Source organism: Kitasatospora sp. NPDC023120 (assembly GCF_055560835.1).
This window is the reverse complement of the sequence record NZ_JBVHHY010000022.1, coordinates 39,775-60,941: the sequence shown is the minus strand read 5'-3', so window position 1 is coordinate 60,941 and position 21,167 is coordinate 39,775. Positions and strand designations below refer to the sequence as shown.

At 74.5% G+C, this 21,167-nt stretch carries 19 protein-coding genes and 1 pseudogene; 10 read left to right on the top strand and 10 right to left on the bottom strand.

What is annotated here, in order from left to right; all coding sequences use genetic code 11:
• The first annotated feature begins 123 nt into the window (after window positions 1–123).
• On the top strand, window positions 124–804 hold the full coding sequence (locus ACZ3TI_RS29100; RefSeq protein WP_465731305.1) for a DUF6629 family protein: 681 nt from the start codon (window positions 124–126) through the stop codon (window positions 802–804).
• A 33-nt stretch (window positions 805–837) separates the two neighbouring features.
• Here the strand turns inward: ACZ3TI_RS29100 and ACZ3TI_RS29095 are convergent, their stop codons facing one another.
• Window positions 838–2,217: an MFS transporter gene (locus tag ACZ3TI_RS29095; RefSeq protein WP_465731303.1), complete on the bottom strand. Its 1,380-nt coding sequence runs from the start codon at window positions 2,215–2,217 to the stop codon at window positions 838–840.
• Window positions 2,214–2,828: an ArsR/SmtB family transcription factor gene (locus tag ACZ3TI_RS29090; protein WP_465731301.1), complete on the bottom strand. Its 615-nt coding sequence runs from the start codon at window positions 2,826–2,828 to the stop codon at window positions 2,214–2,216. The genes ACZ3TI_RS29095 and ACZ3TI_RS29090 overlap by 4 nt, the downstream gene beginning before the upstream one ends.
• 285 nt (window positions 2,829–3,113) lie before the next feature.
• Here ACZ3TI_RS29090 and ACZ3TI_RS29085 point away from each other — a divergent pair, with 285 nt between their 5' ends.
• Both ACZ3TI_RS29085 and polX read left to right on the top strand, forming a co-directional pair.
• Window positions 3,114–3,869 (top strand): histidine kinase, encoded by a 756-nt coding sequence (locus ACZ3TI_RS29085; RefSeq protein WP_465731299.1) that lies wholly within the window; start codon window positions 3,114–3,116, stop codon window positions 3,867–3,869.
• 219 nt (window positions 3,870–4,088) lie between these two features.
• Window positions 4,089–5,846 (top strand): DNA polymerase/3'-5' exonuclease PolX, encoded by a 1,758-nt coding sequence (gene polX, locus ACZ3TI_RS29080; RefSeq protein WP_465731297.1) that lies wholly within the window; start codon window positions 4,089–4,091, stop codon window positions 5,844–5,846.
• Window positions 5,847–5,873: 27 nt separating this feature from the next.
• On the opposite strand, the gene ACZ3TI_RS29075 is transcribed toward polX, so the two are convergent.
• Window positions 5,874–6,767 (bottom strand): carbohydrate kinase family protein, encoded by an 894-nt coding sequence (locus tag ACZ3TI_RS29075; RefSeq protein ID WP_465731295.1) that lies wholly within the window; start codon window positions 6,765–6,767, stop codon window positions 5,874–5,876.
• Between the two features lie 3 nt (window positions 6,768–6,770).
• A complete protein-coding gene (locus tag ACZ3TI_RS29070) occupies window positions 6,771–7,772 on the bottom strand; it encodes a pseudouridine-5'-phosphate glycosidase (RefSeq protein ID WP_465731293.1) in 1,002 nt (333 codons plus the stop codon).
• 148 nt (window positions 7,773–7,920) lie between these two features.
• Here ACZ3TI_RS29070 and ACZ3TI_RS29065 point away from each other — a divergent pair, with 148 nt between their 5' ends.
• Both ACZ3TI_RS29065 and ACZ3TI_RS29060 read left to right on the top strand, forming a co-directional pair.
• Window positions 7,921–8,823, top strand: a complete 903-nt coding sequence (locus ACZ3TI_RS29065) for a LysR family transcriptional regulator (protein WP_465731291.1) — start codon at window positions 7,921–7,923, stop codon at window positions 8,821–8,823.
• Between the two features lie 135 nt (window positions 8,824–8,958).
• Window positions 8,959–10,623 carry a peptide-N4-asparagine amidase gene (locus ACZ3TI_RS29060; protein WP_465731289.1) on the top strand — a complete coding sequence of 555 codons (1,665 nt, stop codon included), beginning with the start codon at window positions 8,959–8,961 and terminating at the stop codon, window positions 10,621–10,623.
• 376 nt (window positions 10,624–10,999) lie between these two features.
• Here ACZ3TI_RS29060 and ACZ3TI_RS29055 read toward each other — a convergent pair whose 3' ends face one another.
• Both ACZ3TI_RS29055 and ACZ3TI_RS29050 read right to left on the bottom strand, forming a co-directional pair.
• Window positions 11,000–11,671 (bottom strand): response regulator, encoded by a 672-nt coding sequence (locus ACZ3TI_RS29055; RefSeq protein WP_465731467.1) that lies wholly within the window; start codon window positions 11,669–11,671, stop codon window positions 11,000–11,002.
• Window positions 11,672–12,075: 404 nt separating this feature from the next.
• Window positions 12,076–13,326, bottom strand: a complete 1,251-nt coding sequence (locus tag ACZ3TI_RS29050) for a sensor histidine kinase (RefSeq protein WP_465731287.1) — start codon at window positions 13,324–13,326, stop codon at window positions 12,076–12,078.
• 159 nt (window positions 13,327–13,485) lie between these two features.
• Here ACZ3TI_RS29050 and ACZ3TI_RS29045 point away from each other — a divergent pair, with 159 nt between their 5' ends.
• Together ACZ3TI_RS29045 and ACZ3TI_RS29040 are read left to right on the top strand one after the other, a co-directional pair.
• Entirely contained in the window at window positions 13,486–14,049 is a 564-nt protein-coding gene (locus tag ACZ3TI_RS29045) for a hypothetical protein (RefSeq protein ID WP_465731285.1), read from the top strand.
• Between the two features lie 161 nt (window positions 14,050–14,210).
• Complete coding sequence (locus tag ACZ3TI_RS29040; protein ID WP_465731283.1) at window positions 14,211–14,960, top strand: (2Fe-2S)-binding protein; 750 nt, start codon at window positions 14,211–14,213, stop codon at window positions 14,958–14,960.
• A 159-nt stretch (window positions 14,961–15,119) separates the two neighbouring features.
• On the opposite strand, the gene ACZ3TI_RS29035 is transcribed toward ACZ3TI_RS29040, so the two are convergent.
• The 4 genes and pseudogenes from ACZ3TI_RS29035 to ACZ3TI_RS29020 all read right to left on the bottom strand — a co-directional run.
• Complete coding sequence (locus ACZ3TI_RS29035; RefSeq protein WP_465731281.1) at window positions 15,120–16,172, bottom strand: hypothetical protein; 1,053 nt, start codon at window positions 16,170–16,172, stop codon at window positions 15,120–15,122.
• A gap of 191 nt (window positions 16,173–16,363) precedes the next feature.
• Window positions 16,364–17,965, bottom strand: coding sequence for an alpha-amylase family glycosyl hydrolase (locus tag ACZ3TI_RS29030; protein ID WP_465731279.1), 1,602 nt, complete (start codon window positions 17,963–17,965; stop codon window positions 16,364–16,366).
• Between the two features lie 149 nt (window positions 17,966–18,114).
• Window positions 18,115–18,642, bottom strand: a complete 528-nt coding sequence (locus ACZ3TI_RS29025; protein WP_465731465.1) for a bifunctional 4-hydroxy-2-oxoglutarate aldolase/2-dehydro-3-deoxy-phosphogluconate aldolase — start codon at window positions 18,640–18,642, stop codon at window positions 18,115–18,117.
• A 102-nt stretch (window positions 18,643–18,744) separates the two neighbouring features.
• Window positions 18,745–19,375 (bottom strand): annotated as a pseudogene (locus ACZ3TI_RS29020) (amidohydrolase family protein); the annotation flags it as partial.
• Between the two features lie 45 nt (window positions 19,376–19,420).
• On the opposite strand from ACZ3TI_RS29020, the gene ACZ3TI_RS29015 reads away from it, so the two are divergent.
• From ACZ3TI_RS29015 to ACZ3TI_RS29005, 3 genes are all read left to right on the top strand, one after another.
• A complete protein-coding gene (locus tag ACZ3TI_RS29015) occupies window positions 19,421–19,762 on the top strand; it encodes an IclR family transcriptional regulator (protein ID WP_465731277.1) in 342 nt (113 codons plus the stop codon).
• 30 nt (window positions 19,763–19,792) lie between these two features.
• On the top strand, window positions 19,793–20,257 hold the full coding sequence (locus ACZ3TI_RS29010; RefSeq protein ID WP_465731275.1) for a RidA family protein: 465 nt from the start codon (window positions 19,793–19,795) through the stop codon (window positions 20,255–20,257).
• A gap of 185 nt (window positions 20,258–20,442) precedes the next feature.
• Window positions 20,443–21,162 carry a DUF2470 domain-containing protein gene (locus tag ACZ3TI_RS29005; RefSeq protein ID WP_465731273.1) on the top strand — a complete coding sequence of 240 codons (720 nt, stop codon included), beginning with the start codon at window positions 20,443–20,445 and terminating at the stop codon, window positions 21,160–21,162.
• The last annotated feature ends 5 nt before the right edge of the window (window positions 21,163–21,167 follow it).

Here is a 21,167-nt window from a genome sequence, read left to right as displayed (position 1 = left end):
AGCCGAGGCCGGGGGCGAGGACAGGGGCGAGGACAGGCCCGACGGAAGACCCGGCGGCAAAGCCGGCGGCAGGCCCGAGGACGGACCCGACGGCGGTTCCGGGAAGCCCGGCTAGGGACCCCGATGTGCTGGAGCGCCCAGGCGGACGCCGTGGTCGGCGGGGTGGTCGCGACCGTCGGCGTGGCGTGCCTGGTCCGCGCCCACCGGGCCGGCCGACCGCAGCGGTTGCCGCTCGCCGCACTCCCGCTGGTGCTGGGTCTGCACCAGCTGATCGAGGCGCTGGTCTGGCTCGGTACGGACGGTGAGCTGCCTGCCGCGCTCGCCGGGGCGGCCCGCACCGCCTGGGCGGTGATCGCCCTCCCGCTGCTGCCCGTCCTGGTCCCGGCCGGGGTGTGGTGTGCGGCGACCCGACCGCGTCGGCGTGCGCTCGCCGGGCTCACCCTGCTGGGCGTGGCCGTCGCCGTTCCGCTCTCCGCTGCCGTCGTCTCCCACCCGGTGGCGGCCACCGCGCGCGGCCACACCCTCGGGTATGCCATCGGCATCCCGCACCCTGCCCTCCTCCTGACCGGTTACCTCCTGGCCACTGTCGGCTCCCTCCTCGCCGGCGGCGACCGGCTGCTCCGCCGCCTCGGCCTCGTCACCGCCATCGGCGCCCTGGTGTGCGCCCTGCTCTGGCGTCTCGCCTTCATCTCCACCTGGTGCGCCCTCGCTGCCCTGGCCAGCCTCCTGCTCCTCCACTGGGCGGGCCATCCGCCCACCCCGGCAGTACCCGAAGCCACCGAGCCCACCAGCGCGATCCGGTAGACGGCCGCGATCGGCCGCCCCGCCGGACGATCCCTACGAGTGCACCGCAGCCGGCTCCCGCTCGGCGTCCGCCGACTGCTGCCCGACGGGCGAGCTGTCGACGCTGCCCGCACGCCCCCGGAGGCGGTCCATCTCGCGCCACTCGGGCCGCAGTCCGGCCAGCGTCGTGGTGGCGAAGTAGAGGGCTCCGGCCGCGATCAGGCTGGGTATCAGGCCGACCAGGGCGACCGACGCGCCCGCAACGAGGCCGCCGAGGGGGATACCGGCCCAGGCGAGGGAGTCGCCGAGAGCGTGCACGCGGCCCAGCAGGTGGCGGGGCACCCGCTCGAAGAGCACCGCACCGAGGATCGGGTTGAGGAAGCCGGAGCCGAAGCCGCCGATCACGAAGACCGTGAGCACCAGCCACATCGGCGCGCCGAGGGCGAGCACCAGGAAGCGGGGCGCGCCGCACAGCAGGAAGCCGACGAAGAAGACCGTCCGGCGGGGCAGGCGGGAGGCGACGGCCGCCGCGATCAGGCTGCCGACGACCGCTGCGGCGCCCATGACACCGGCGGCCAGGCCGATGGCGGCCGGCCCGTTCCCGGACTCCCGCGCCCAGACCGGGACGAGGACGGTCGTGAAACCGGCGTCGAGCAGATTGGTGATGCCGACCATCACGATCACGGCGAGCAGCAGCGGCTCGGAGCGCAGGAAGGCGAAGCCCTCGCGGAACATCCGCCAGTAGCCGCCGCCCGGCTCGTCCCCCGAAGCCGCCCCGGACGGCGCGGACGGCCCCGACGACCCCGCACCCGCACCTGGCACCGCCGGGCGCCCCATGCCGGGTGGCAGCGCGAGCGCGATGATCAGCGACCCGAGCGCGAAGGTGGCCGCGTTGACCCCCAGACCGGCCAGCGGGCCCATCAACGCGACCAGCCCGCCGCCGACCGCCGGACCGATGGTGGAGGCCAGCCGCTCGGTGACCCCCGACAGCCCGGTCGCGCGCTCCAGCGGCACCCGGGCGTGGTCGGCGGCCTCCGGCACCATGACCGACTTGGCCAAGTCCCCCGGACCGCGCATCGCGCCGATCACCGCGACCATCACCAGCAGCACCCAGAACGGGAGCAGCCCCTGCGCGTGCAACAGCGGCACCAGCCCGGCCGCGGTGGCGCTGACCGCGTCCGTCGTCCAGGACACCACGCGCGGCCCCAACCGGTCGACCACCGGCCCGGTCAGCGCCTTGACCAGCACGTACGGCGCCAACTCGGCGAAGGCGACCAGGCCCGTCATGGTGGCGCTGCCGGTGGTGGCCAGGACGAACCAGGGCAGGGCGATCGCCGAGACGCGCGTCCCGGTGACGGAGACGACCGTGGCGGCCAGCACCCCGACCAGCGGCCGGAAGGTGCGCGCGGACGGGGTGACGACGGCGGTGGTCATGCGGTTCCCCCCTCGGTTGTGGTGCTCGGGTCGGGCAGGACGTGGACGATCACCGAGACCTGCTCGGCGCCCTCCGGGACCGGCCCGTCGGCGTCGATCCGGCGGTAGCGCCCGACGACCTCGGACAGCTCGCCGGCCAGCCGCTCGGCCTCGGCGGGCGTGAGCTGCAGGACGAGGTCGCTGAGGTCCGTCACCCGGCGCCACTCCCGCGGCATGGTCTCCAAGGCGTCCAGCGCGCGCTGACCGGTCAGGGTGTGCGCGGCCAGGACGGACCGCAGGAAGCCGACGGCCGTGTCCGGTTCCTCGTCCGCCATGTCGTCCCCCGTCCAGACGGTGAGCTGGTGGGCCGAACGCCACCAGCGCTCCCGGGCGTTGCCGCGCTCCCGGTCCTCCTCGACGAAGCCCGCGGCGGCGAGCTGGCGCAGGTGGTAGCTGGTGGCTCCGGAGTTGAGCCCCAGCTGCGCGGCGAGCCGCGTCGCCGTGGACGGGCCGTGCCTGCGCAGCAGTCCGACCAGCTGCATGCGCACGGGGTGCGCCATCGCCTTCATGCCCTTGGCGGTGATGGCGATGTGCGGGTCGTCGCTGTGCTTCCAGCCCTGGTCTTCGGTCATGGCAGGAGCCTAGAACCGCAAAGAGACGTTTGCAAAGGGTTTTTTGCGAAGAGTTCTCTGCGGTTCCCCGGAGCCCGCCCCGAGGGTCCGACCGCCCGGTCCGCCCCGCCGGTCGGCGGGTGTACGACCGGCCGCTCGGCGGGGGCCCGGTCCGGCTTCGCGTCCCGGAGCGGGATTGTCACCCGGGCGGGCGAGGCGCAGGCTGGCAGGAGGGCCCGCGAGCGGCCCGCCCCGGTCGGTCGCGGAACGGATGACGGCCGCCGGTGAGGCACGAGGGGCAGGGCGATGACACGCGGGAGGCTCTGGGGCTACGTCGCGTCGGGGGCCCGGGCGCTCGCGGCGTTCGGCGGCGGCGCGGGTGGCACCGTGCGCAGGGGCGGCAACGGGCGCGCGGGCGGGCAGGTCGCCGTCGAGGGCGAGGAGGCCTTCGGGCCGTTCCACTCCGGCACCATGGCCGCGCCCCGGGCGCTCACCCGCGCGGAGCTGGACCGGCTGCGGTGGACCGGTCGGCAGACCGGCTGCGAGCCCATGGCCCGGCACGTCCAGGTCGCCGACGTGGTGTGCCGGGTGGTGCGCGGCGGCGGCCGCTCGGCGGCCGTCACGGTCCGGCTGGCACCCGGGCTGCCGGTGGTGGCCGGGGACGCCCGACGGCTGGAGGCCGCCCTCGCCGGGCTGGTCGACCACGCGATCCGGCGCAGCCCGCTGGGCGGCCGGGTGCTGATCCGCGCCGAGGTGACAGGCGGCGCGTCCGCCTGGCGGTCGGCCGGACGGGCGGCCGCGGCCCGGGGCCGGGACGGCGGCCGCGACGGCACCCGGGAGGCCGGCCGGGGCCGCGGCAGGGTGGAGATCCGGATCTCGGACCGGGCCGCCTACGAGCTGCCCGAGGCACGCGAGTGGCTGCTCGCGGGCCTGCGGCCGGACGGCCCGGTGGGGCCGGCCCTGCACAGCCTGGTGCTGGCGGCGGGCGGCCGGCTCGCGGTCGAGACCACGCCCGGCGGCGGGCTGACCGTGGTCCTGCTGCTGACCGTCGCCCACGACTGACGGAACCCGCCCGCCCCCGGCGGAACGCCCCGGAAGGGCCACACCCGGCGCCCCCCCGGCGGAGCGCCCCGGAAGGTCACACCCCGGCGGCCCCCCGGCGGAACGCCCCGGAAGGGTCACACCCCGGCGGAGCCCTCAGCGGAACACCCCCGGTGGACCTCCCCCGAGGGCTGCCGGGCACACCCGGCGAACCCGCCCCACCCCACCTAGACTTGCCCCATGCCCCGGCTCAACGACCAGGTCGGCGAGCTGCTCCAGGAGTACGCCGACCTGATCAACATCACCGGTGGGGACGCCTTCCGGGCCCGCGCCTACGAGAAGGCCGCCCGCGCGGTCGGCGGTCACCCCGAGGACCTCGCCGGCCTGGACGTCAAGGGTCTGCAGCAGATCCCCGGCGTCGGCAAGTCCACCGCCGAGAAGATCGCCGAGTACCTCTCCTCCGGCAGGATCACCGCCCTGGAGACCCTGCGCGCCGAGATCCCGGCCGGCGTACGGGAGATGATGGCCGTCCCCAGCGTCGGCCCGAAGCGCGCCCTCACCCTCTTCCGCGACCTCGGCATCTCCTCGGTGGACGAGCTCGCCGAGGCGGTCCGCGCCGACAAGCTGTCCGACCTGGCCGGCTTCGGCGAGCGCAGCGGCGAGAAGATCCTGCACGGCATCGAGCTGATGCGGCAGTCCGGCGGCCGGACCCTGCTGGACGCCGCCACCGAGCTGGCCGAGCAGCTGGTCGCCGCGCTCTCCGCGGTCCCCGGCTGCACCCGCTGCGCGTACGCGGGCTCACTGCGCCGGATGCGCGAGACGGTGGGCGACATCGACGTGCTCGCGACCGCCGAGGACTCCGCCCCGCTGATGGCCGCGCTCAGCGAACTCCCGTACGTGGCGGAGGTGATCGGGAGCGGGACGACCAAGACCTCGGTGCGCACCACGCGGGGCGTCCAGGTGGACCTGCGGGTCGTCCCGGAGGAGGACTGGGGTGCGGCGCTGGTCTACTTCACCGGCTCGAAGGCGCACAACATCAAGCTGCGCACGATGGCCGTGCGGGCCGGGCTGAAGCTCTCCGAGTACGGGCTGTTCGAGGTGGACGGCGGCGCCAAGGTGGTCTCGGAGACCGAGGACGAGGTGTACGCGGCGCTCGGCCTGCCGTGGATCGCGCCGCCGCTGCGCGAGGACCGGGGCGAGATCGAGGCCGCCCTGAACGGTGAACTCCCGGACCTCGTCCAGGAGTCCGACCTGCGCGGCGACCTGCACACGCACACCGACCTGACCGACGGGCTGGCCACCCTGGAGGAGATGATCGACACCGCGGCCGCCCGTGGCTACTCCTACTTCGCCGTCACCGACCACGCACCGAACCTGGTGATGCAGCGGATGACCGACGAGAAGATCCTCGCCCAGCGCGACGAACTGCGCCGACTGGCCGACCGGCACCGTAAGTTGCGCCTGCTCCACGGCACCGAGCTGAACATCGACCCGGACGGCGGCGTTGACTGGCCGCCCGAGTTCCTGGCCGGCTTCGACGTCTGCGTGGCCTCCGTGCACTCGCACTTCACCCTCGACCGCGCCGCCCAGACCCGCCGGTTGATCCGCGCCTGCGAGAACCCGTACGTGCACGTCATCGGGCACCTCACCACCCGCCGGATCGGCAGCCGCGGCCCGATCGACGTCGACCTGGACGCGGTGTTCGAGGCCGCCGCGCGCACCGGCACCGCGATCGAGATCAACAGCTCGCCGCAGCGGCTCGACCTGCGCGACGAGGACATCCTGCGGGCCAGGCGCCACGGCGTCCGGTTCAGCATCGACAGCGACGCCCACGCCACCCCGCACCTCGCCTACCCGCGCTTCGGCATCGGCACGGCGCAGCGCGGCTGGCTGACCGCGGAGGACGTGGTCAACACCTGGACGTGGCAGAAGCTGAAGCACTTCCTGCGCAAGGACGCCCTACGCAAGGACGCCCTGCGCAAGGACGCCCTGCACTGAGCGCACAGAGCGTCCGGCGGCGACCCGCTACCCCCCGCCGCAGGAAGCCCCCGGCGAGGCCAACACCCGGGCCGCGCTGCGGTGCCCGGACCCGACCGCGCGCCGCAGGTCCCCCGTCTCCGGGCCCCCGCCGCTCAGGAAGCCGGCCAGGAACCCCGCCGCGAAGGCGTCCCCGGCCCCGGTGAGGTCGCGCACCTCCGCCACCGGCGGCACCGGCACCGTGAACAGCTCCTCGCCGGGCACGTCGACGGTGGTCGCCTCGGCGCCCGCCTTGGTGACCACCGTGGTGGCCGCCAGCCGGGCTCGCTCCGGCCCTGGCAGGCCGTCCACCAGCAGCCCGAGGAAGGCGGACTCGGAGCGGTTGGCGAACACGAAGGTGGGCGCCAACTCGGCCAGCAGGGCGAGGAATCGCTCCCGTCCGAACTGCTCCAGCATGCCGGTGGAGGAGGCGTCCACCGAGGTGGTGCCGCCCGCCCGCCGGACCCGGTCGAGGGCGTCCACGGCGGTGGCGCCGACCGGCTCGCCGTCGAAGGAGTAGGCGGGCACGTGCAGGTGGGTGAGGCCGGCCAGCCACTCGTCCGGGACGCGCTCCAGCAGGGTGGCGGCGCCCCGGTCGGGCAGCATGGTCCGCTCGCCGTCGCGGTCGATCAGCACCACGATGCTGCCGGTCTGCCCGCGCCGGGAGACCCTCACGTCGACGCCGTGGCCGCTCAGTTCGGCGACCACGGCGTCCCCGACCGTGTCCTCGCCGACGCAGCCGAGGAAGCGGGCCGGGTACTGCCCGGCGGCGAAGCAGGCGACGTTGGCGGCGCTGCCGCCGCGCCGCCGGAAGACCTGGGCGCCGGAGTCGGTGCCGTGCCGCAGCGGTCCGTCGACCCAGACCACGATGTCCTCGACGAGGTCGCCGAGCACCCCCAGCACGGCTCAGGCCCCGGTCTCGACGGCCGATGCGGCCAGGGCGGTGGCGATCTCGCCGCCGAGGCGGACGTTGCCGCGGTAGACCTCGACGTTGACCTCCAGGCTGCGGCCACCGGTGTCGCGCTGGATGTGGTCGAGCAGGAAGGGCGTGGAGGCGTTGCCGGTGATGCCCTGGCGCTCGGCCTCGGCCCAGGCGCGCTCCAGGATGCCGTCCAGCTCCTCCGGCGGAAGCTGCTTGGCCGGGTCGACCGGGTTGGCGATCAGGACGGCCTGCGGCAGGTCGAGCCGGTCGCGGGCGTCGATGACCTTGGCGGCCTCCTCGGGCGACTCGACGCTGAAGTTGATCTCGTGGCCGGAGTCGGTGATGTAGAAGCCGGGGTACTTGCGGGTGCGGTAGCCGATGACCGGGATGTTGAGGGTCTCGAAGCGTTCCAGGGTGGCCCGGATGTCGAGGATCGACTTCACGCCCGCGCTGATCACGGTGACCGGGGTGGCGGCCAGGGTGGTCATGTCGGCCGACTCGTCGAAGCTCTCGGAGGCGCCGAAGTGCACGCCGCCGAGGCCGCCGGTGGAGAACACCCGGATGCCCGCGCGGTGAGCCAGGAAGGCGGTCGCGGCGACGGTGGTGCCGCCGTGCCGGCCGAACGCGGCGACGACGGGCAGGTCGCGCAGGCTGACCTTGTCCAGGCCGTCGGCTGCGGAGAGTTCGGTGATCTGCTCGGTGCTCAGACCGACCGTCGGCACCCCGGCGTGCACACCGATGGTCGCCGGGACGACGCCGGCTTCCCGCAGCTGCTGCTCCGCCTCCAGCGCGACGGCCAGGTTGCGGGGGCGCGGCAGGCCGTGGGTGAAGATGGTCGACTCCAGGGCGACCACGGGCCGGCCGTCGGCGAGGGCCCGCACGACCTCCTCGGCGACGCGGACGGCGGAGCCTGTGGAGGTGAAGGAGCCGGCGGAAGTGGCGGAGCCGGAGAGGGCGGTGGGGGTGCTGGGCGGCAGTCCGGTCATGATGCCAACTCTCTGTGAGATGCCACTGCGGTGGGGCAACGTGATGATCAGCGTATGGACGGCTCGCATCGGAATCCAGAATGCGTCCTGGGGCTTCCGATAGGCCCACGCCTATTGGTTCGTCCACACTTCGCCTACCCTGGCGAGCATGGGTTTCACCTTGCGTCAGCTGGAGGTCTTCCTGACCGTCGCCGAGACACTGCACTTCGGACGGGCCGCCGAGCGCCTGCACATCTCGCAGCCGACGGTCAGCCAGGAGGTCGCCCGGCTGGAGCGGACGGTCGGCGTCGAGCTGTTCGACCGCAGCCGCCGCTCGGTCGCGCTCACCGAGGCGGGCGAGGTGATGGCCGCCGAGAGCGCGCGGCTGCTCGGCCAGGCCGAGACGCTGCTGACCCGGGTCCGGCTGCACGAGGAGTCCCGGCTCGGTACGGCCCGGATCGTCGCCTCCCCCAGCGTGGTGAACCGGCTGCTTCCCGCCGTGGTCAGCCGCGCCGAGCAGGAGCTGCCCGCGCTCGACACCGCCGAACTCGCCGTGGACACCGGCCAGGTCTCCGCCACCCTGGCCGCCGAACTCGCCGACATCGGGCTCGGCCGCTTCCTGGAGGAGGTGGACGGCTACCGGCTGGAGCGGATCGCCGACGAGCCAGTGCTGGTCGCGCTCGGCCGGGACCACCCGCTGGCCACCCGGGCCGGCCTGCGCCTGGCCGAACTGCGCGACCTGCCACTGCTGTTGTGGCCGCGCGAGCAGCACCCCCGCTACTACGACCACGTACTCGGCCTCTGCGGGGACCACGGCGTCGACCCGCCGGTGCTGGTCAGCCCGCCGCGGATCGTCGGCTCCCGGCTCTACCTGCTCGCCCGCAACCGCGCCTTCTCGCTGGTGCCCGGCTCGATGACCGGCCACCTCACCGAGGACGTGGCCACCGTACGGCTGGAGGGGCGGGCCACCCTGCCGCTGGAGATGCAGTGGCGGCTTGACGACCGCCGCCCCCGGCTGGCCACGCTGCGCGACCTCATCCGGCAGGAGGCGGCGGCCCTCGAGGAGCAGTAACCCGAGCCGCAGCAGGAGCAGTTGCAACGCCACCCCCACCACCCTTGACGCTGGCATGCCACCGCCGGAAGGATGCCGGATCATCCCTCCGGCCCGCGGCAGTGCCGCGGGCCGCCCGAGACCCGGGGATCCGCCTTGGCCCTGCGCCCGCTGCTCCGCCGCGCCGCCGGCTTGATCGGTGCCGCCGTCCTCACCCTCGCCGGCACCCTCACCGCCGCCGGCCCCGCCCACGCCGACTTCGGCACCGACTACCACGACCCGGTCACCGCCACCAAGCCGCTGACCCGCCCGGACACCCGCTCCTGCACCGTCGAGGCGATGCACCGGCGAGAGTTCCGCAACGGCTACGGAAACCCGCCCGACACCCCGTACACCGCCACCCTCACCGCGCCCGCCGACTGCGCGGGCCCCTGGTCGGCGGTGGTGCTCGACCTCCACGGGCAGGTCGCCGGGCGGCAGTTCGACCGGATCTTCAGCGTCCGCGTGGGCGGTGTCCAGGTGCTGCTCTCCTCCACCCCGGAGCCGTCCAAGGACGGCATCGAATGGAACGTCGAGCGCGATGTCACCCGCTACGCCCCGCTGTTCGCCTCCGGTCCGCAGGAGTTCTCCTTCGACCTCGCCAACGTCACCGACGCCACCTACACCGGCGTCTTCACGATCACCGCGAGCCTGACCTTCTACACCGCGAACGACCGCCGACCGGCCGCGCGCGGCGCCGACCGGCTGCTCACCACCGGGCCGTTCGCGCTCACCCAGGCCGCCCCCGCCGCCGGACGCGAACTCACCTTCCCGCAGAACCTCGAACGCCTCACCGCCGAGGTCTACACCCGCGGCGGCGGCGCCTGCGAGGAGTTCGCGTACGCCTCCGCGCCGGACGCCTTCGTCGCCGCCAATCCGGGTCTCGGCCTCTGCGGCAAGGGCCCGTTCCGCGAGCTGCGGCTCACCGTGGACGGACGAGTGGCCGGCGCGGTCTGGCCGTACCCGGTGATCTACACCGGCGGCTGGGACCCGCTGCTCTGGCGGCCCGTCCCCGGGGTCTTCGCCTTCGACCTGCCCGCCTACCGGCTCGACCTCACGCCGTACGTCGGCCTGCTGCTCGACGGCCGTCCGCACACCGTCGGTGTCACGGTGAACGCGGCCGAGGCACAGAGCAACGACGTCTGGACCGGCCAGGTCAACCTCTTCGCCGAGACCGACCACGGCACCGTCCGCACCACCGGGCAGCTCACCGACTACCGGGTCGCCCCCGAGGCCGCCGTCGGCACCGCGCTCACCGACCACGGCGGCGGCAGCGGCGACTGGACCGTCACCGCCGCCCGGCACGACCTCGCCCGCGGCTGGGTGCAGACCTCGCACGGCCGGATCACCACCGAGGTCCGCGACGACCTCTCCTTCCGCTCCGGCCAGCAACTGCGCGACAGCGGCAACGACGTCACGCTGCACGACGGCACCGACCTCACCCGCACCACCTCGACCTGGGGCGGCGGGCCGCACCGCACCACCACCGTCCACGAGGGCGAACCACTGGACGTCACCTACAAGGTGAGCCACGACGCGGCCGGCAACACCGACCAGACCACCGCCATGGACCTCGGCTACCACCGCGAGGCCACCACGGCGACCGGCGGCCACGTCACCGAGCGCTCCACCGTCGACCACACCCTGCGCCCGACCGCCCAACGGCACGACGGCGACCGCACCGTCCGCACCGGCAGCAGCACGGAGGACTACCGCAGCACCGGGCCCGAGGGGCCGTACCACCGGGTGCTGAGTTTCGTGGACGGGTGGCCGCGGTCCTGACCCGGCAACCTCACCCGACCCGAGACCGAGCGGCCTCACCCTCCAACCAGAACAACCTCGCCCGACTTGCGAAAATTGCCCGAATTCATGGGGTTCACCCCTGGTGCACGCGGCGTGCGAGGCGCATGATGGGAATTGGACCTGCGAGGTAGCTGAAGGAGTTCGACCGCAGGAGGCAGTGGCGACAGATCGAGACGGATCAGGGTCTGCCGCTGGCTTTTCTACCTCGGTCGACGATCGAACTACCGGCCGGAGGACGTGACGTCCGGAGGCCACCCCCACCTCGCAGGTTCCGCGCGTCCACGGAGCATCCCCTCGGCTCCGTGGATGCGCTGCCCATGTCCGCGGGCAATGCTGTCCGTACGGGCCGACGCGCCTACCCGAGGCCCTGGTTCGGTACGACGTAGCCCATCTCCCAGGCGTGCACGGCGATCCCGACCCGGTTCGCCACCCCGAGCTTGCGCTGGATGCTGGCGACGTGGGTCTTCACCGTCCCCGGCGAGATGAACAGCTCGGCGGCGATGTCCGCGTTGGTGCGGCCCGCCGCGACGTGCCCGGCGATCTCCACCTCCCGCTCGGTGAGCGGCACCGCGGCCGCGGGCCCCCGACGCTCCGGGCGGCGCGGCGCCGTCACGTGCCGCAGCAGCCGGACCGTGACCGACGGGCTGATCAGGCTCTCCCCGTGCGCCGCCGCCCGCACCGCCTCGGCCAGCAGGGACGGACCGGAACGCTTCAGCAGGAACCCCGAAGCCCCGTGCTGCAGCGCCGGGTAGACGTACTCGTCCAGGTCGAAGGTGGTCAGCACCACCACCCGCACCGGCTCGGCCACCCCCGGACCGGCCAGCCGCCGGGTCAGCTCCAGGCCATCCATCCGCGGCATCCGGATGTCCACCAGCGCGACGTCCGGCCGCAGTTCGGCCGCCAGCTCGAGCGCGGACAGCCCGTCCGCGGCCTCCCCGACCACCTCGATGTCCGGTTGGGCCTCCAGGAGCCGCCGCACACCGCGCCGAACGGCCTCCTGGTCGTCCGCGATCAGGGTGCGGATCACCCGCGGGGACTCGCCGTTCGCACTGCTCGCACTGCTCGCACCACTCGAACTGTTCGCACTGCTCGCACCGTTCGCACTCGTCACGCCGAGCAGTCTGCCACGCGGCCGCCGACGGGAAAGTTCACGCGGCGGCCCCGGCGCGGTTCATCTGCGTACGGTGAGCTGACCGCCATGAACGCTTCCAGTGGACGTCCCCCCGTCAGCCGGCGCGGCCTCCTGGCCGGTGCCTCCGGTCTCGGCCTCGGCGGCGCCGTGTCCTCTCCGGCCTCGCGGCCTCCCCGGCCGGCGCCGCCCCCGCGGACCCCGCCGCCTCCCCGCTGCTGTGGCAGCGGCCCGGGCGCTCCGGTGCCCCGCGGGTGGCGGGCCTGCACCTGCAGTTCGGCTCGGACACCTCGCGCGGCCCGCTACCGCCCCGGCAGCACGCAGCTGACCTGCCAGCCCGCGGGTTCGAGCGGGCCCGCGGTCAGCGAGCCGCCGTGGGCGGTGGTGCGGGCGGTGAGGCCGGCCAGTCCGGTGCCGCCGGAGCCCGGACGGCGGCGCAGCAGTGGCTTGCGGGCGGAGCCGCCGTTGTCCGTGACGGTCACCCGGACCGCGCCGTCCCCGTCGGGGGCCGCCCGGACGGCGACCTCGGTGGCCTGCGGGGCGTGGCGGCGGATGTTGGTCAGGGCCTCCAGGACGACGGCATAGGCGGTCGCCTGGGTCTCGGCGGGAAGCAGGTCGGCGGTGCCGGGGGCGAGGTCGGCGGTGGCGCGCAGGCCGCCGCCCGTCACGCCGAAGCGGGCGACCAGTTCGGGCAGGTCGGCCAGGCCCAGGCGGCGCGTGGTCGCTGCGGTGGCCGAGTCGTCCTGCCCGCGCCGCTCGTGCTGCCCGCTCTGCCGGCAAGGGCTGGCCTGCGGATCGCGCAGGGCGCCGACCATCTCGTCCATCGAGTCCAGCGCCCGCAGCCCCGCCTCCTCCAGCCGGCGCAGCAGCGCGGCGGTCTCCTCCGGTTCCTGGTCCGGGAGTTGGCCGGCCTGGGCCTCCAGCACGATGCCGGTGATCTCGTGGGCGACGAAGTCGTGCAGCCCCCGGGCCACTTCGAGCCGCTGCTCGCGCCGGGCCCGGGCGACAGCCCGCTCCCGGCGGGCGTCCAGGACGCGCAGGTAGAGGGCCGCCCCCGCGACCCCGAGCACCGGCAGCAGGGAGAACAGCACGCCGATCACCGGAGCGGCCGCACCGCCCTGGGGCGTCCGGAGCGCGAACCGCAGCGGCAGCAGGACGGCCGCGAGCCCGACCAGCCCGCCGACCGGCCCCGCCCACCGGTCGGACAGCCGACGGACGACCCGGAAGAGCACCCCGAGCAGCGCGAGCCACTCGAAGGGCAGCCAGAACGCGGGCACCCGGTACGGCCCCGGGTAGAGCAGGTCGAGCAGCAGCGAGGCACCGGCCACCGCCGCTGCCGCCGCGCCGAGCGTGATCCTTCGGGTGGGCCACGGCAGGAGCGCGACCGCCGCGGCGAGGACGGCCGACAGGGCGAGCAGCACGGCCGGGCCGCGGTCGCCCGGGTGAGCGAACGCGACCGGCGCCGACAGCAGCAGCGCGGCGAGGACGGCGGGCGGCCACCGGAGCCGGGCGGACCGCGACCGGGCGGGGCTGGACGGGGATTCGGTGCGCACCCGGCCGAGCCTACGGGCAGCTCTCCCGGGGGAGGCGGGCTCCTCCCCGGGAGGGAGCCGCTCACCGACAACTCCCCTCCGCAGCGGGAGGTCTGCCCGGACGGGCCGGAGCAGACTCGTAGCCGTCGGAACAACCGCCCGCAAGGAGAACGAACCGCCATGAACCGTCGCCTCGCCACCGCCGCAGCCTCGCTCCTCCTCCTGGCCGCGACGGTCGCCACCGCAGCCCCGGCCTCCGCCGCACCCGCCTCCCCGGCGGAACTCGCCGCCGCCGTGGACGGCTTCGGAGCGGTGAGCGTGCGCGGCACCGGCAACACCGTGCTCAACGCCGCGTTCCACGGCTTCGAGGGCGATCCGGTGCAGATCTCGGTGGACGCCCGCACCGCCACCAACACCGATCCGCGCAGCACCACGGGCCACTTCCACGTCCGGCACGTGCACACCGACGGCCGGCTGGTCGCCGACTTCGAGGGCGACATCACCTGCCTGGCCGGCGGCGGCCGCGAGGCGATCGCCACCGGGGTGATCACCAAGGGCGAGGCGCCGTGGTTCCCGGGCCAGGAGCTGGTCGGCAAGAAGGTCGCGCTCTCGGTGGAGGACAACGGCCGGCACGGCGACCGGATGGGCTGGGTCTGGGGCATGTTCGGCCAGCCGATCTCGGACTGCCAGGGCACGGTACCGTTCATCCGCACGACCAGCGGTGACTTCTCCGTGCGCGACTGACACCCGGCCGACCGGGCCTGCCAGGCCTCTCGGGTCCGGCCGGGGCTGCGCACCGCCGCCCGACCGAGTACCGCAGACCCGGAGGCCCCGTTGTCCCTCGACCGCCAGACCGCCCCGCCGCGCGTCGATGCGGGGTTCAACGACCGCACAGGGGACGGCCGTTGAACCCCGCATCCGACCGGCAGCCGCCCGACTACGGCCGACTCGCCGCCGTCGGCCCGTACTTCGCGCTGGACACCCCGTCCGGCGGTTCCCCCGGCGATGTCGCCCCGCCCGAGGGCTTCTGCCCGCTGTCCGAGCTGTACGGCACCGGGCCGGACGCGCCGCTGGCCGCCCGCCTCCGGGTGGTGGCGCAGCGGCTCGGCACCGCCGAACCCCGGGTCGCCGCCTCGATCCTGCACCTGGGGCTGGCCGCCCGGTTCTGGTCGGTGGGCCTCGGCTCGGCCGTCCTGTTGGGGACGGTCCCGACGCTGGAGCGCGCCTGGGTACGGATCCCGGACCAGGGGCCGCTCGACCTCTGGACGTTCCCGGAGCCCACCCGGCCGGACGCGGGACCGCTCGCCGACCAGCTCCACGCGGCCGTGCTGGTCGGCCAGTTGGAGCCGCTGGCTGCAGCCGTCCGGGCCGCCGCCCCGCTCTCCCCGCGCCTGCTGCTCGGCAACGCCGCCTCCGCATTGGCCGGCACGCTGCGGGTGCTGGACGCCCACGCGCCGGGCACCGCAAGGGCGTTGGTCGCGGAGCTGCTGGACCGACCGCCGCTGGCCGGTTCCGGCACGCTGCGCACCGGTCCGCGCGGCACGGCGTTCCGGCGGAACAGCTGCTGCCTCTACTACCGGGTCGGGCCGGGCGCGGGGCTCTGCGGGGACTGCTGCTTCACCGCGCCGCCCACCCGCCGGGGGCGGAACGACTGACACTCGCACGTCCGACGGCCGTGGGCGACGCGCTTCGGCCCGCGTCCGGCTTGTCCGGTGCCGGGCGCGGGCCGCCGATCCCCACCCGGTGCCGATGCCCTGGCGCCGGGTGAAGCCTTCCGAGGGGCGCGGTCGAACCGCGCTTCCCGTGCCGTGCGGTCAGACCGCGACCGCCTCCTCCATCTCCTCCTCGGCCTCCGCCGGCGTCTCCACCGGGCGGCGACCGCGGCCCTCGTACAGCGCCCCGGCCACCACGGCCGCCCCGCCCAGCAGCAGCCAGACCAGCAGCGTCACGACGTGCCCGCCGAGGCCCGCGCCGCCGTCGAAGTACAGGATGCTGCGCGCGCCCTCGAGGAAGCCGGCGCCGGTCCAGAAGCCGTGCAGGGCGCCGAAGAAGCCGTTCTGCAGCTCGGGCCGGTAGATGCCGCCCGAGGAGGTGAAGTTAAGCATCACGAACAGCACCATCAGCGCCAGCGTGGTCCACTTCTTCAGGAAGCTGTGCAGGCCGATGCCGACCAGCACGACGCCCGCCGAGTAGAGCCAGCCCAGTGCCCAGACCGCCGCGAGGTCGTGGTCGACCACGTGGAACACCGGCCCGGCGGTGACGATCCCGATCACGCTGACCACCAGCGAGACCGCCAGCCCGACCAGCGCCCGGACCTTCATGCCCAGCGCGGCTCCGGCGGCGCCGATCACCGCGACGCTCGCGTACGAGCCGATGCTCAGCGCGACCAGCAGGAAGAACAGCCCCTGGCCGGTGGGGTCGCCCTCGGCGGGGGTGGTGAGGTCGGTGACGTGCAGCGGAACGCCCTGCTTGTCGGTGACGTTGGTGAACACCGCCGTCGCGGCCACCACCGAGGTGTCCGAGTTGCCCTTGGCCACGATCAGCTCGGGGCTCCCGGCGTCCGGGACGAAGGCACCGACCAGGTCGCGGTCGCGCAGCTGCTGCTCGGCGGCGGCGCGGTCGTCGACGGTACGGACGTCGAGCGCGCTCCCGGCCTTCTGCTGGATGGCCTGCGCCAGGCCGTGCGCCTGCGGCGTGGTGCCGACGACGGCGACCTTGAGGTGGTGCGGCTCGGGCTGGTGGAAGGCGCCCTGGTAGGCGAGCGCCATGCCGAGGCACATCAGCAGCGGGGTGATCAGGTGGACGGCGAGGTGCTTGAGCGACTGCCGCAGGGTGGGCGCCGCGGCTGGGTGCTGGGGTGTGCTCATGACGTTCGGACCGTCCTCCGGTGGTGTCGGTGTCCCTCGTTCATAGAGGGTGGCAAATACAACCAATTCAGGTGGTAAATGCAACCACCTATGGATGCAGCTTACAACCATCCGACGGTAAGCGGAAGCCGGCCCCACCGACCGGCTCCGCTCAGCCACGCTCAGCGCGGCTCAGTTCAGCCCAGCCCGGCTCAGCGCAGCTCGAACACCCCGTACGCGAACCCGTCCGCTCGCAGCTCACCGTCCGCCACCCGCACGCCCTGGACCTCCAGCGGCCGCACGCCCCCCGGCTGCCCCGGCAGCAGGTCCGACAGCGGCACGGACCCGGGCTCCCGGCGCGGGTTGACCGCCACCAGGTACCGCCCGGCGGCCCGGGTGTACACCAGCGGGTACCCGGTGTGCCGGACCTCCAGCCCGCCCGCGGAGCCCAGCCCTGGGTGCGCCCGGCGCAGGGCGATCAGCCGCCGGACGGTGTGCAGCAGCGAGGCCGGGTCGGCCCGCTGGGACAGCACGTCCGGGCGGTGCAGGTCAGGGTCCACCGGCAGGTACAGCCGCTCGGGCGGCGCGCTGGAGAAACCCGCCGTCGGCCCCGGCGTCCACTGCATCGGGGTGCGCGAACCGGCCCGGTTGAAGCGCGGGCCGAGCACGCTGCCCTCGGTGTCGGGCAGCCCGGGCAGGTAGCGCATGCCGATCTCGTCGCCGTAGTAGACGGCCGGGAGGGTGGGCCAGGTGAGCAGGAAGGCGAAGGCGGGGGCGAGCTGCTCGGCGGTGCGCGGGCCCGCGGCCAGCCGGGAGAAGTCGTGGTTGGCGGTGGGCAGCACGATGTGCCCGTTGCCCTCGGTGAGTTCGGCGGCGGAGCGCCAGGCGTCCAGGAAGGTCTGCGGGGTGCCGCGGCCCTCGGCCTCGAAGTAGCAGACGTCCTGCTGCCAGAACTCCTCGACCGTCCCGCCGTTGTTGTTCCACAGCGATCGCAGCGGAAGGCCGTGGTCCTCGCCGCCGAAGTGCAGGAAGAAGTCCGCGTGGAAGCCGGCCGCGACGGCGGCGGCCGGTTCGCCCCACTCGGCGAACAGGGCGGCCTCGGGATGGGTGCGGTCCAGCCAGTCGCGCAGCTCGGTCCAGAGCTTGGTGGTCTCGGCCTTGCCCGGGTCGTCCTTGACCAGGGAGTACGCCATGTCCACCCGGAAGCCGGCCACGCCGAGGTCGAGCCAGTGCGCCATGATGTCGCGCAGTGCGGCCCGGTTGGCGCGCGGGCCCTCGGCGTCCACCGGCTGGCGCCAGGGCTCGTCCGAACTGCTGCGCGCGTAACCGAAGTTGAGGGCGGGCTGGCAGTCGAAGAAGTTCGGCCGGTACCAGCCGGGGCGGCTGCCGGGCGAGGCGACGAAGCCGTCGACCTGCACGTCGGACCAGATGTAGCGGTGGTCGGACGGGTCCTCGGCGGAGGTCAGGAACCAGGGGTGGCGGTCGGAGGTGTGTCCGGCGACCAGGTCCAGCAGGATCCGGATGCCCCTCCCGCGTGCCGCTTCGACCAGTGCGACCAGCCCCTCGGTGCTGCCGTAGCGCGGCGCGGGGGCGAGGTAGTCGGTGATGTCGTACCCGGCGTCGCGGAACGGCGAGGCGAAGCAGGGGTTCAGCCAGACGGTGTCGACGCCGAGCCAGGCGAGGTGGTCGAGGTGCTCGGCGATGCCGGCGAAGTCGCCGATGCCGTCGCCGTCGGAGTCGGCGAAGGTCTGCGGGTAGATCTGGTAGAGGACGGCGTCGGCGAGCCAGTCGGGGCCGGGGCGGGTCGAGGTCATGGGCGGGGTCCTCCTACCGGGTCCGGGGCCCGGGGTGCACCGGGCGGGGCTGAGCCGGGCCGGAATCGGCCGGGGCCGAACCGGGTGCCACCGATTCTCGTCCAATCCCGGCCGTCCGGACAGCCCGCCTGGCACCCTTCACCGGTCCGCTACCGGGCCCGCACCCCGACCCCGCAGGCCGCCGTGAACGCCCGGGCCCGCCGGGTGATCTCCGCCCAGTCCCCCGCCGCGACCGCGTCCGGCGGCAGCACGTCCGTCCCCGCGCAGACCGCGAGCGCGCCCTGCGCCAGGAACTCGGCGGCGTTGCCCGTGTTCACCCCGCCGGAGGCGACCAGCGGGACGTCCGGGTACGGGCCGCGCAGGTCCTTGAAGTAGCCGGGGCCGAACGCCCGGGCCGGGAAGATCTTGACGGCGGCGGCGCCGAGGTCCACCGCCCGGGCCACCTCGGTCGGGGAGAGCGCCCCGAGCACCACCGGCACCCCGGCGGTCCGCGCAGCCTCCGCGACCCCGGGCCGGCAGCCGGGCGTGACCAGGAAGGACGCGCCGACCGCGATCCCGCGCTCGGCCTGCTCCGCGGTCAGCACGGTCCCGACACCGACCCGGTACCCGGCCTGCGCCGACCTTCGCAGATGCTTCGTCACATCCGGTGTGGTGTACGTGAATTCGGTCCAGTGAATGCCCCCGGCGGCGAGTGCGGCGCACAGCGCGGGGGCGTCCCGGATGCTCGGCGCGGCGGACCACCGCGATCATCCGGTCGTCCTGCAGGGCGGAGAGGGAGTTCATGCGGCTCGGGTTCCTCGGTCGGTGCGGCGCAGGGCGCGCCCGGGCCGGGCGCCGGTGGTGCGACCCTGCCGGACGACGGCGGTGCCGTTGACGTACACGTACTCGATGCCCTCGGCGGGCCGCCGGGGGTGCTCGAAGGTGGCGACGTCCCGGACCCGTTCGGGGTCCAGGAGCACCAGGTCGGCGTGGTGGCCGGGGGCGATCCGGCCGCGCCGGTCCAGGCCGAGGCGGGCGGCGGGCCGGCCGGTCATCCGGGCGACCGTCTCCTCCAGCGTCAGCACGCCCGACTCCCGGCTGTAGTGGCCGAGGTAGCGCGGGAAGGTGCCCCAGGCGCGCGGATGCGGGCGGGCGCCGACCAGCAGCCCGTCGCTGCCGACGGTGTGCGCGCGGTGGCGCATGATCGCCCGGACGTTCTCCTCGTTCCCGACGTGCTGCAGGATCGTGGTGGCCAACTCGTCCCGGCGCAGCAGGTCGAGGAACACCTCGGCAGCCGTCGCTGCCCTTCTCCTCCACCTCGTACCGGATCCGGGCGCACTGCGCCGGGTCGGCGAGCCTGGCGAGGGTCGCGGCCGGTCCCCCCTCGCCGGCCCAACTCGGCAGCAGGGCGGCCAGGGTGGTGGAGCCCGGCTGATCGGCCTGCGCGCCGCCCTGCACAGTGCAGCCGTCTCCAAGGTGCTGCTGGCCGACCTTCCGCTGCCCGAGCGGCGCCAGGTGGCGGCCGGGATCGACTTCACCCCGCACACCGAACGCACCCTCACCACGCCCGAGGCGCTGCTGGCCGAGCTGGAGAAGGTCGCCGCCCAGGGCTGGGCGCAGGACCACGCCGAGCACGAGGCCTTCATCAACTGCGTGGCCGCGCCGATCCGGGACGCCAGCGGCCGGGTCGTCGCCGCCGCCTCCATCTCCGTCCCGGACGTCGTCCTCCCGTACGAGCAGGTGCTGGACCTGCTCCCGCAGCTGCTCGCCACCGTCCGGGCCGTCTCGGCCGACTGCGGCCGCCCCGACCACAACTGACGCTCCGTCACCGCGAAGGAGCCCAGCCCCATGCCCGCCGAGCAGTCCCCGACCACCGAGCAGTCCCCGACCACCGGGCAGCCCCGGACCGCCGAGAAGGTCGAGATCCGCACCGACGGCGCCCCCGCCCCCGCCTGGGTATTCTCCCAGGGCGTCCGCAAGGGCCCGATCCTGCAGGTCTCCGGACAGGGCCCGCAGGACCCGGCGACCGGGGAGTACCTCCACCACGGTGACGTGAAGGCACAGACCCGGCGCACCCTGGAGAACGTCAAGGCCGTCGTCGAGGCCGGCGGCGCCACCATCGAGGACGTGGTGATGTTCCGCGTCTACCTCACCAAGCGTGCCGACTTCCCGCTGATGAACGAGGTCTACGCCGAGTTCATCGAGGAGAACATCAAGCCCGGCGGCGTGAAGCCCTGCCGCACCACCGTCTTCGTCGAGCTCCCGCAGGAGCCGATGCTGGTCGAGATCGACGCCCAGGCCGTCATCGCCTGACGCCGCCCGCCGCAGCCACCCCGGCACCCGACACCCGAGCACCCCAAATACCCGAGCACCCCGATACCCCGCCACCCCGAGGACCCGGACGACCCGTCCGGGCCCTCGGCATGTCCCGACACCCGCTTGCCACACCCCGCCACCAACATTAGGTTAGGCTCACCTAACCAACTGGAGGTCCGTCCATGAGCCTGCCCACCGGCGACACCGAGGTCCCCGAGCCCACCACCGCCGAACGGGTCCACAGCCTGCTCGGCACGACCTCCTCGCTCACCGTCCGCGCCCTGGGCGAGCACCACGACCTGGACACCCCGGTCTCCGTCCACGGCTCCCGCCTGCGGATGCGCGCCCCGCTGGACGCCCCGCTCACCGCGGCCGCCGCCCACGCCACCGACGGCCTCGCCGTCGTCCTGGACGTCACCGACGTCTCCCCCGTCGCCGTCCGCGACCGGATCCGCGCCCGCCTCACCCTGGCCGGCCGTCTGCACCTGGCCCACCTCGCCGACGACGGCCTCAGCGTCCACCTGCGCGTCGACGTCGCCCACGCCGTCCTCGCCACCCCGTACGGCACCGGCGCGGTCACCGCCGCCGACCTCGCCCTCGCCGGCCCCGACCCGATGGCCCGCCACGAGGCCGCGCTGCTCACCCACTTCACCGACGAGCACGCCGACGCCCTCGAGGTCCTCACCCGTCTGCTCGACCCGGTGCTGCTCGCCCGCAACCCGGACGTCCGCCCGCTCGCGCTGGACCGCCACGGCCTGGTGCTGCGCCTGGACCACCCGGACGGGCACCGCGACGTCCGCCTGGTCTTCCCCGAACCGGCCCACGACATGGAGGACTTCGGCCTCCGGATGCACGACCTGCTGGCCGCCGCCGAGTACGGCCTGCCCGCCCACCGGGGCTGAGCCGC

Bases quoted from the DNA above. Each gene is read 5' to 3' on its own strand.
- ACZ3TI_RS29100 (WP_465731305.1), top strand. From the start codon at position 124: ATGTGCTGGAGCGCCCAGGCGGACGCCGTGGTCGGCGGGGTGGTCGCG.
- ACZ3TI_RS29095 (WP_465731303.1), bottom strand. From the start codon at position 2,217: ATGACCACCGCCGTCGTCACCCCGTCCGCGCGCACCTTCCGGCCGCTG.
- ACZ3TI_RS29090 (WP_465731301.1), bottom strand. From the start codon at position 2,828: ATGACCGAAGACCAGGGCTGGAAGCACAGCGACGACCCGCACATCGCC.
- ACZ3TI_RS29085 (WP_465731299.1), top strand. From the start codon at position 3,114: ATGACACGCGGGAGGCTCTGGGGCTACGTCGCGTCGGGGGCCCGGGCG.
- polX (WP_465731297.1), top strand. From the start codon at position 4,089: ATGCCCCGGCTCAACGACCAGGTCGGCGAGCTGCTCCAGGAGTACGCC.
- ACZ3TI_RS29070 (WP_465731293.1), bottom strand. From the start codon at position 7,772: ATGACCGGACTGCCGCCCAGCACCCCCACCGCCCTCTCCGGCTCCGCC.
- ACZ3TI_RS29065 (WP_465731291.1), top strand. From the start codon at position 7,921: ATGGGTTTCACCTTGCGTCAGCTGGAGGTCTTCCTGACCGTCGCCGAG.
- ACZ3TI_RS29045 (WP_465731285.1), top strand. From the start codon at position 13,486: ATGAACCGTCGCCTCGCCACCGCCGCAGCCTCGCTCCTCCTCCTGGCC.
- ACZ3TI_RS29035 (WP_465731281.1), bottom strand. From the start codon at position 16,172: ATGAGCACACCCCAGCACCCAGCCGCGGCGCCCACCCTGCGGCAGTCG.
- ACZ3TI_RS29030 (WP_465731279.1), bottom strand. From the start codon at position 17,965: ATGACCTCGACCCGCCCCGGCCCCGACTGGCTCGCCGACGCCGTCCTC.
- ACZ3TI_RS29010 (WP_465731275.1), top strand. From the start codon at position 19,793: ATGCCCGCCGAGCAGTCCCCGACCACCGAGCAGTCCCCGACCACCGGG.
- ACZ3TI_RS29005 (WP_465731273.1), top strand. From the start codon at position 20,443: ATGAGCCTGCCCACCGGCGACACCGAGGTCCCCGAGCCCACCACCGCC.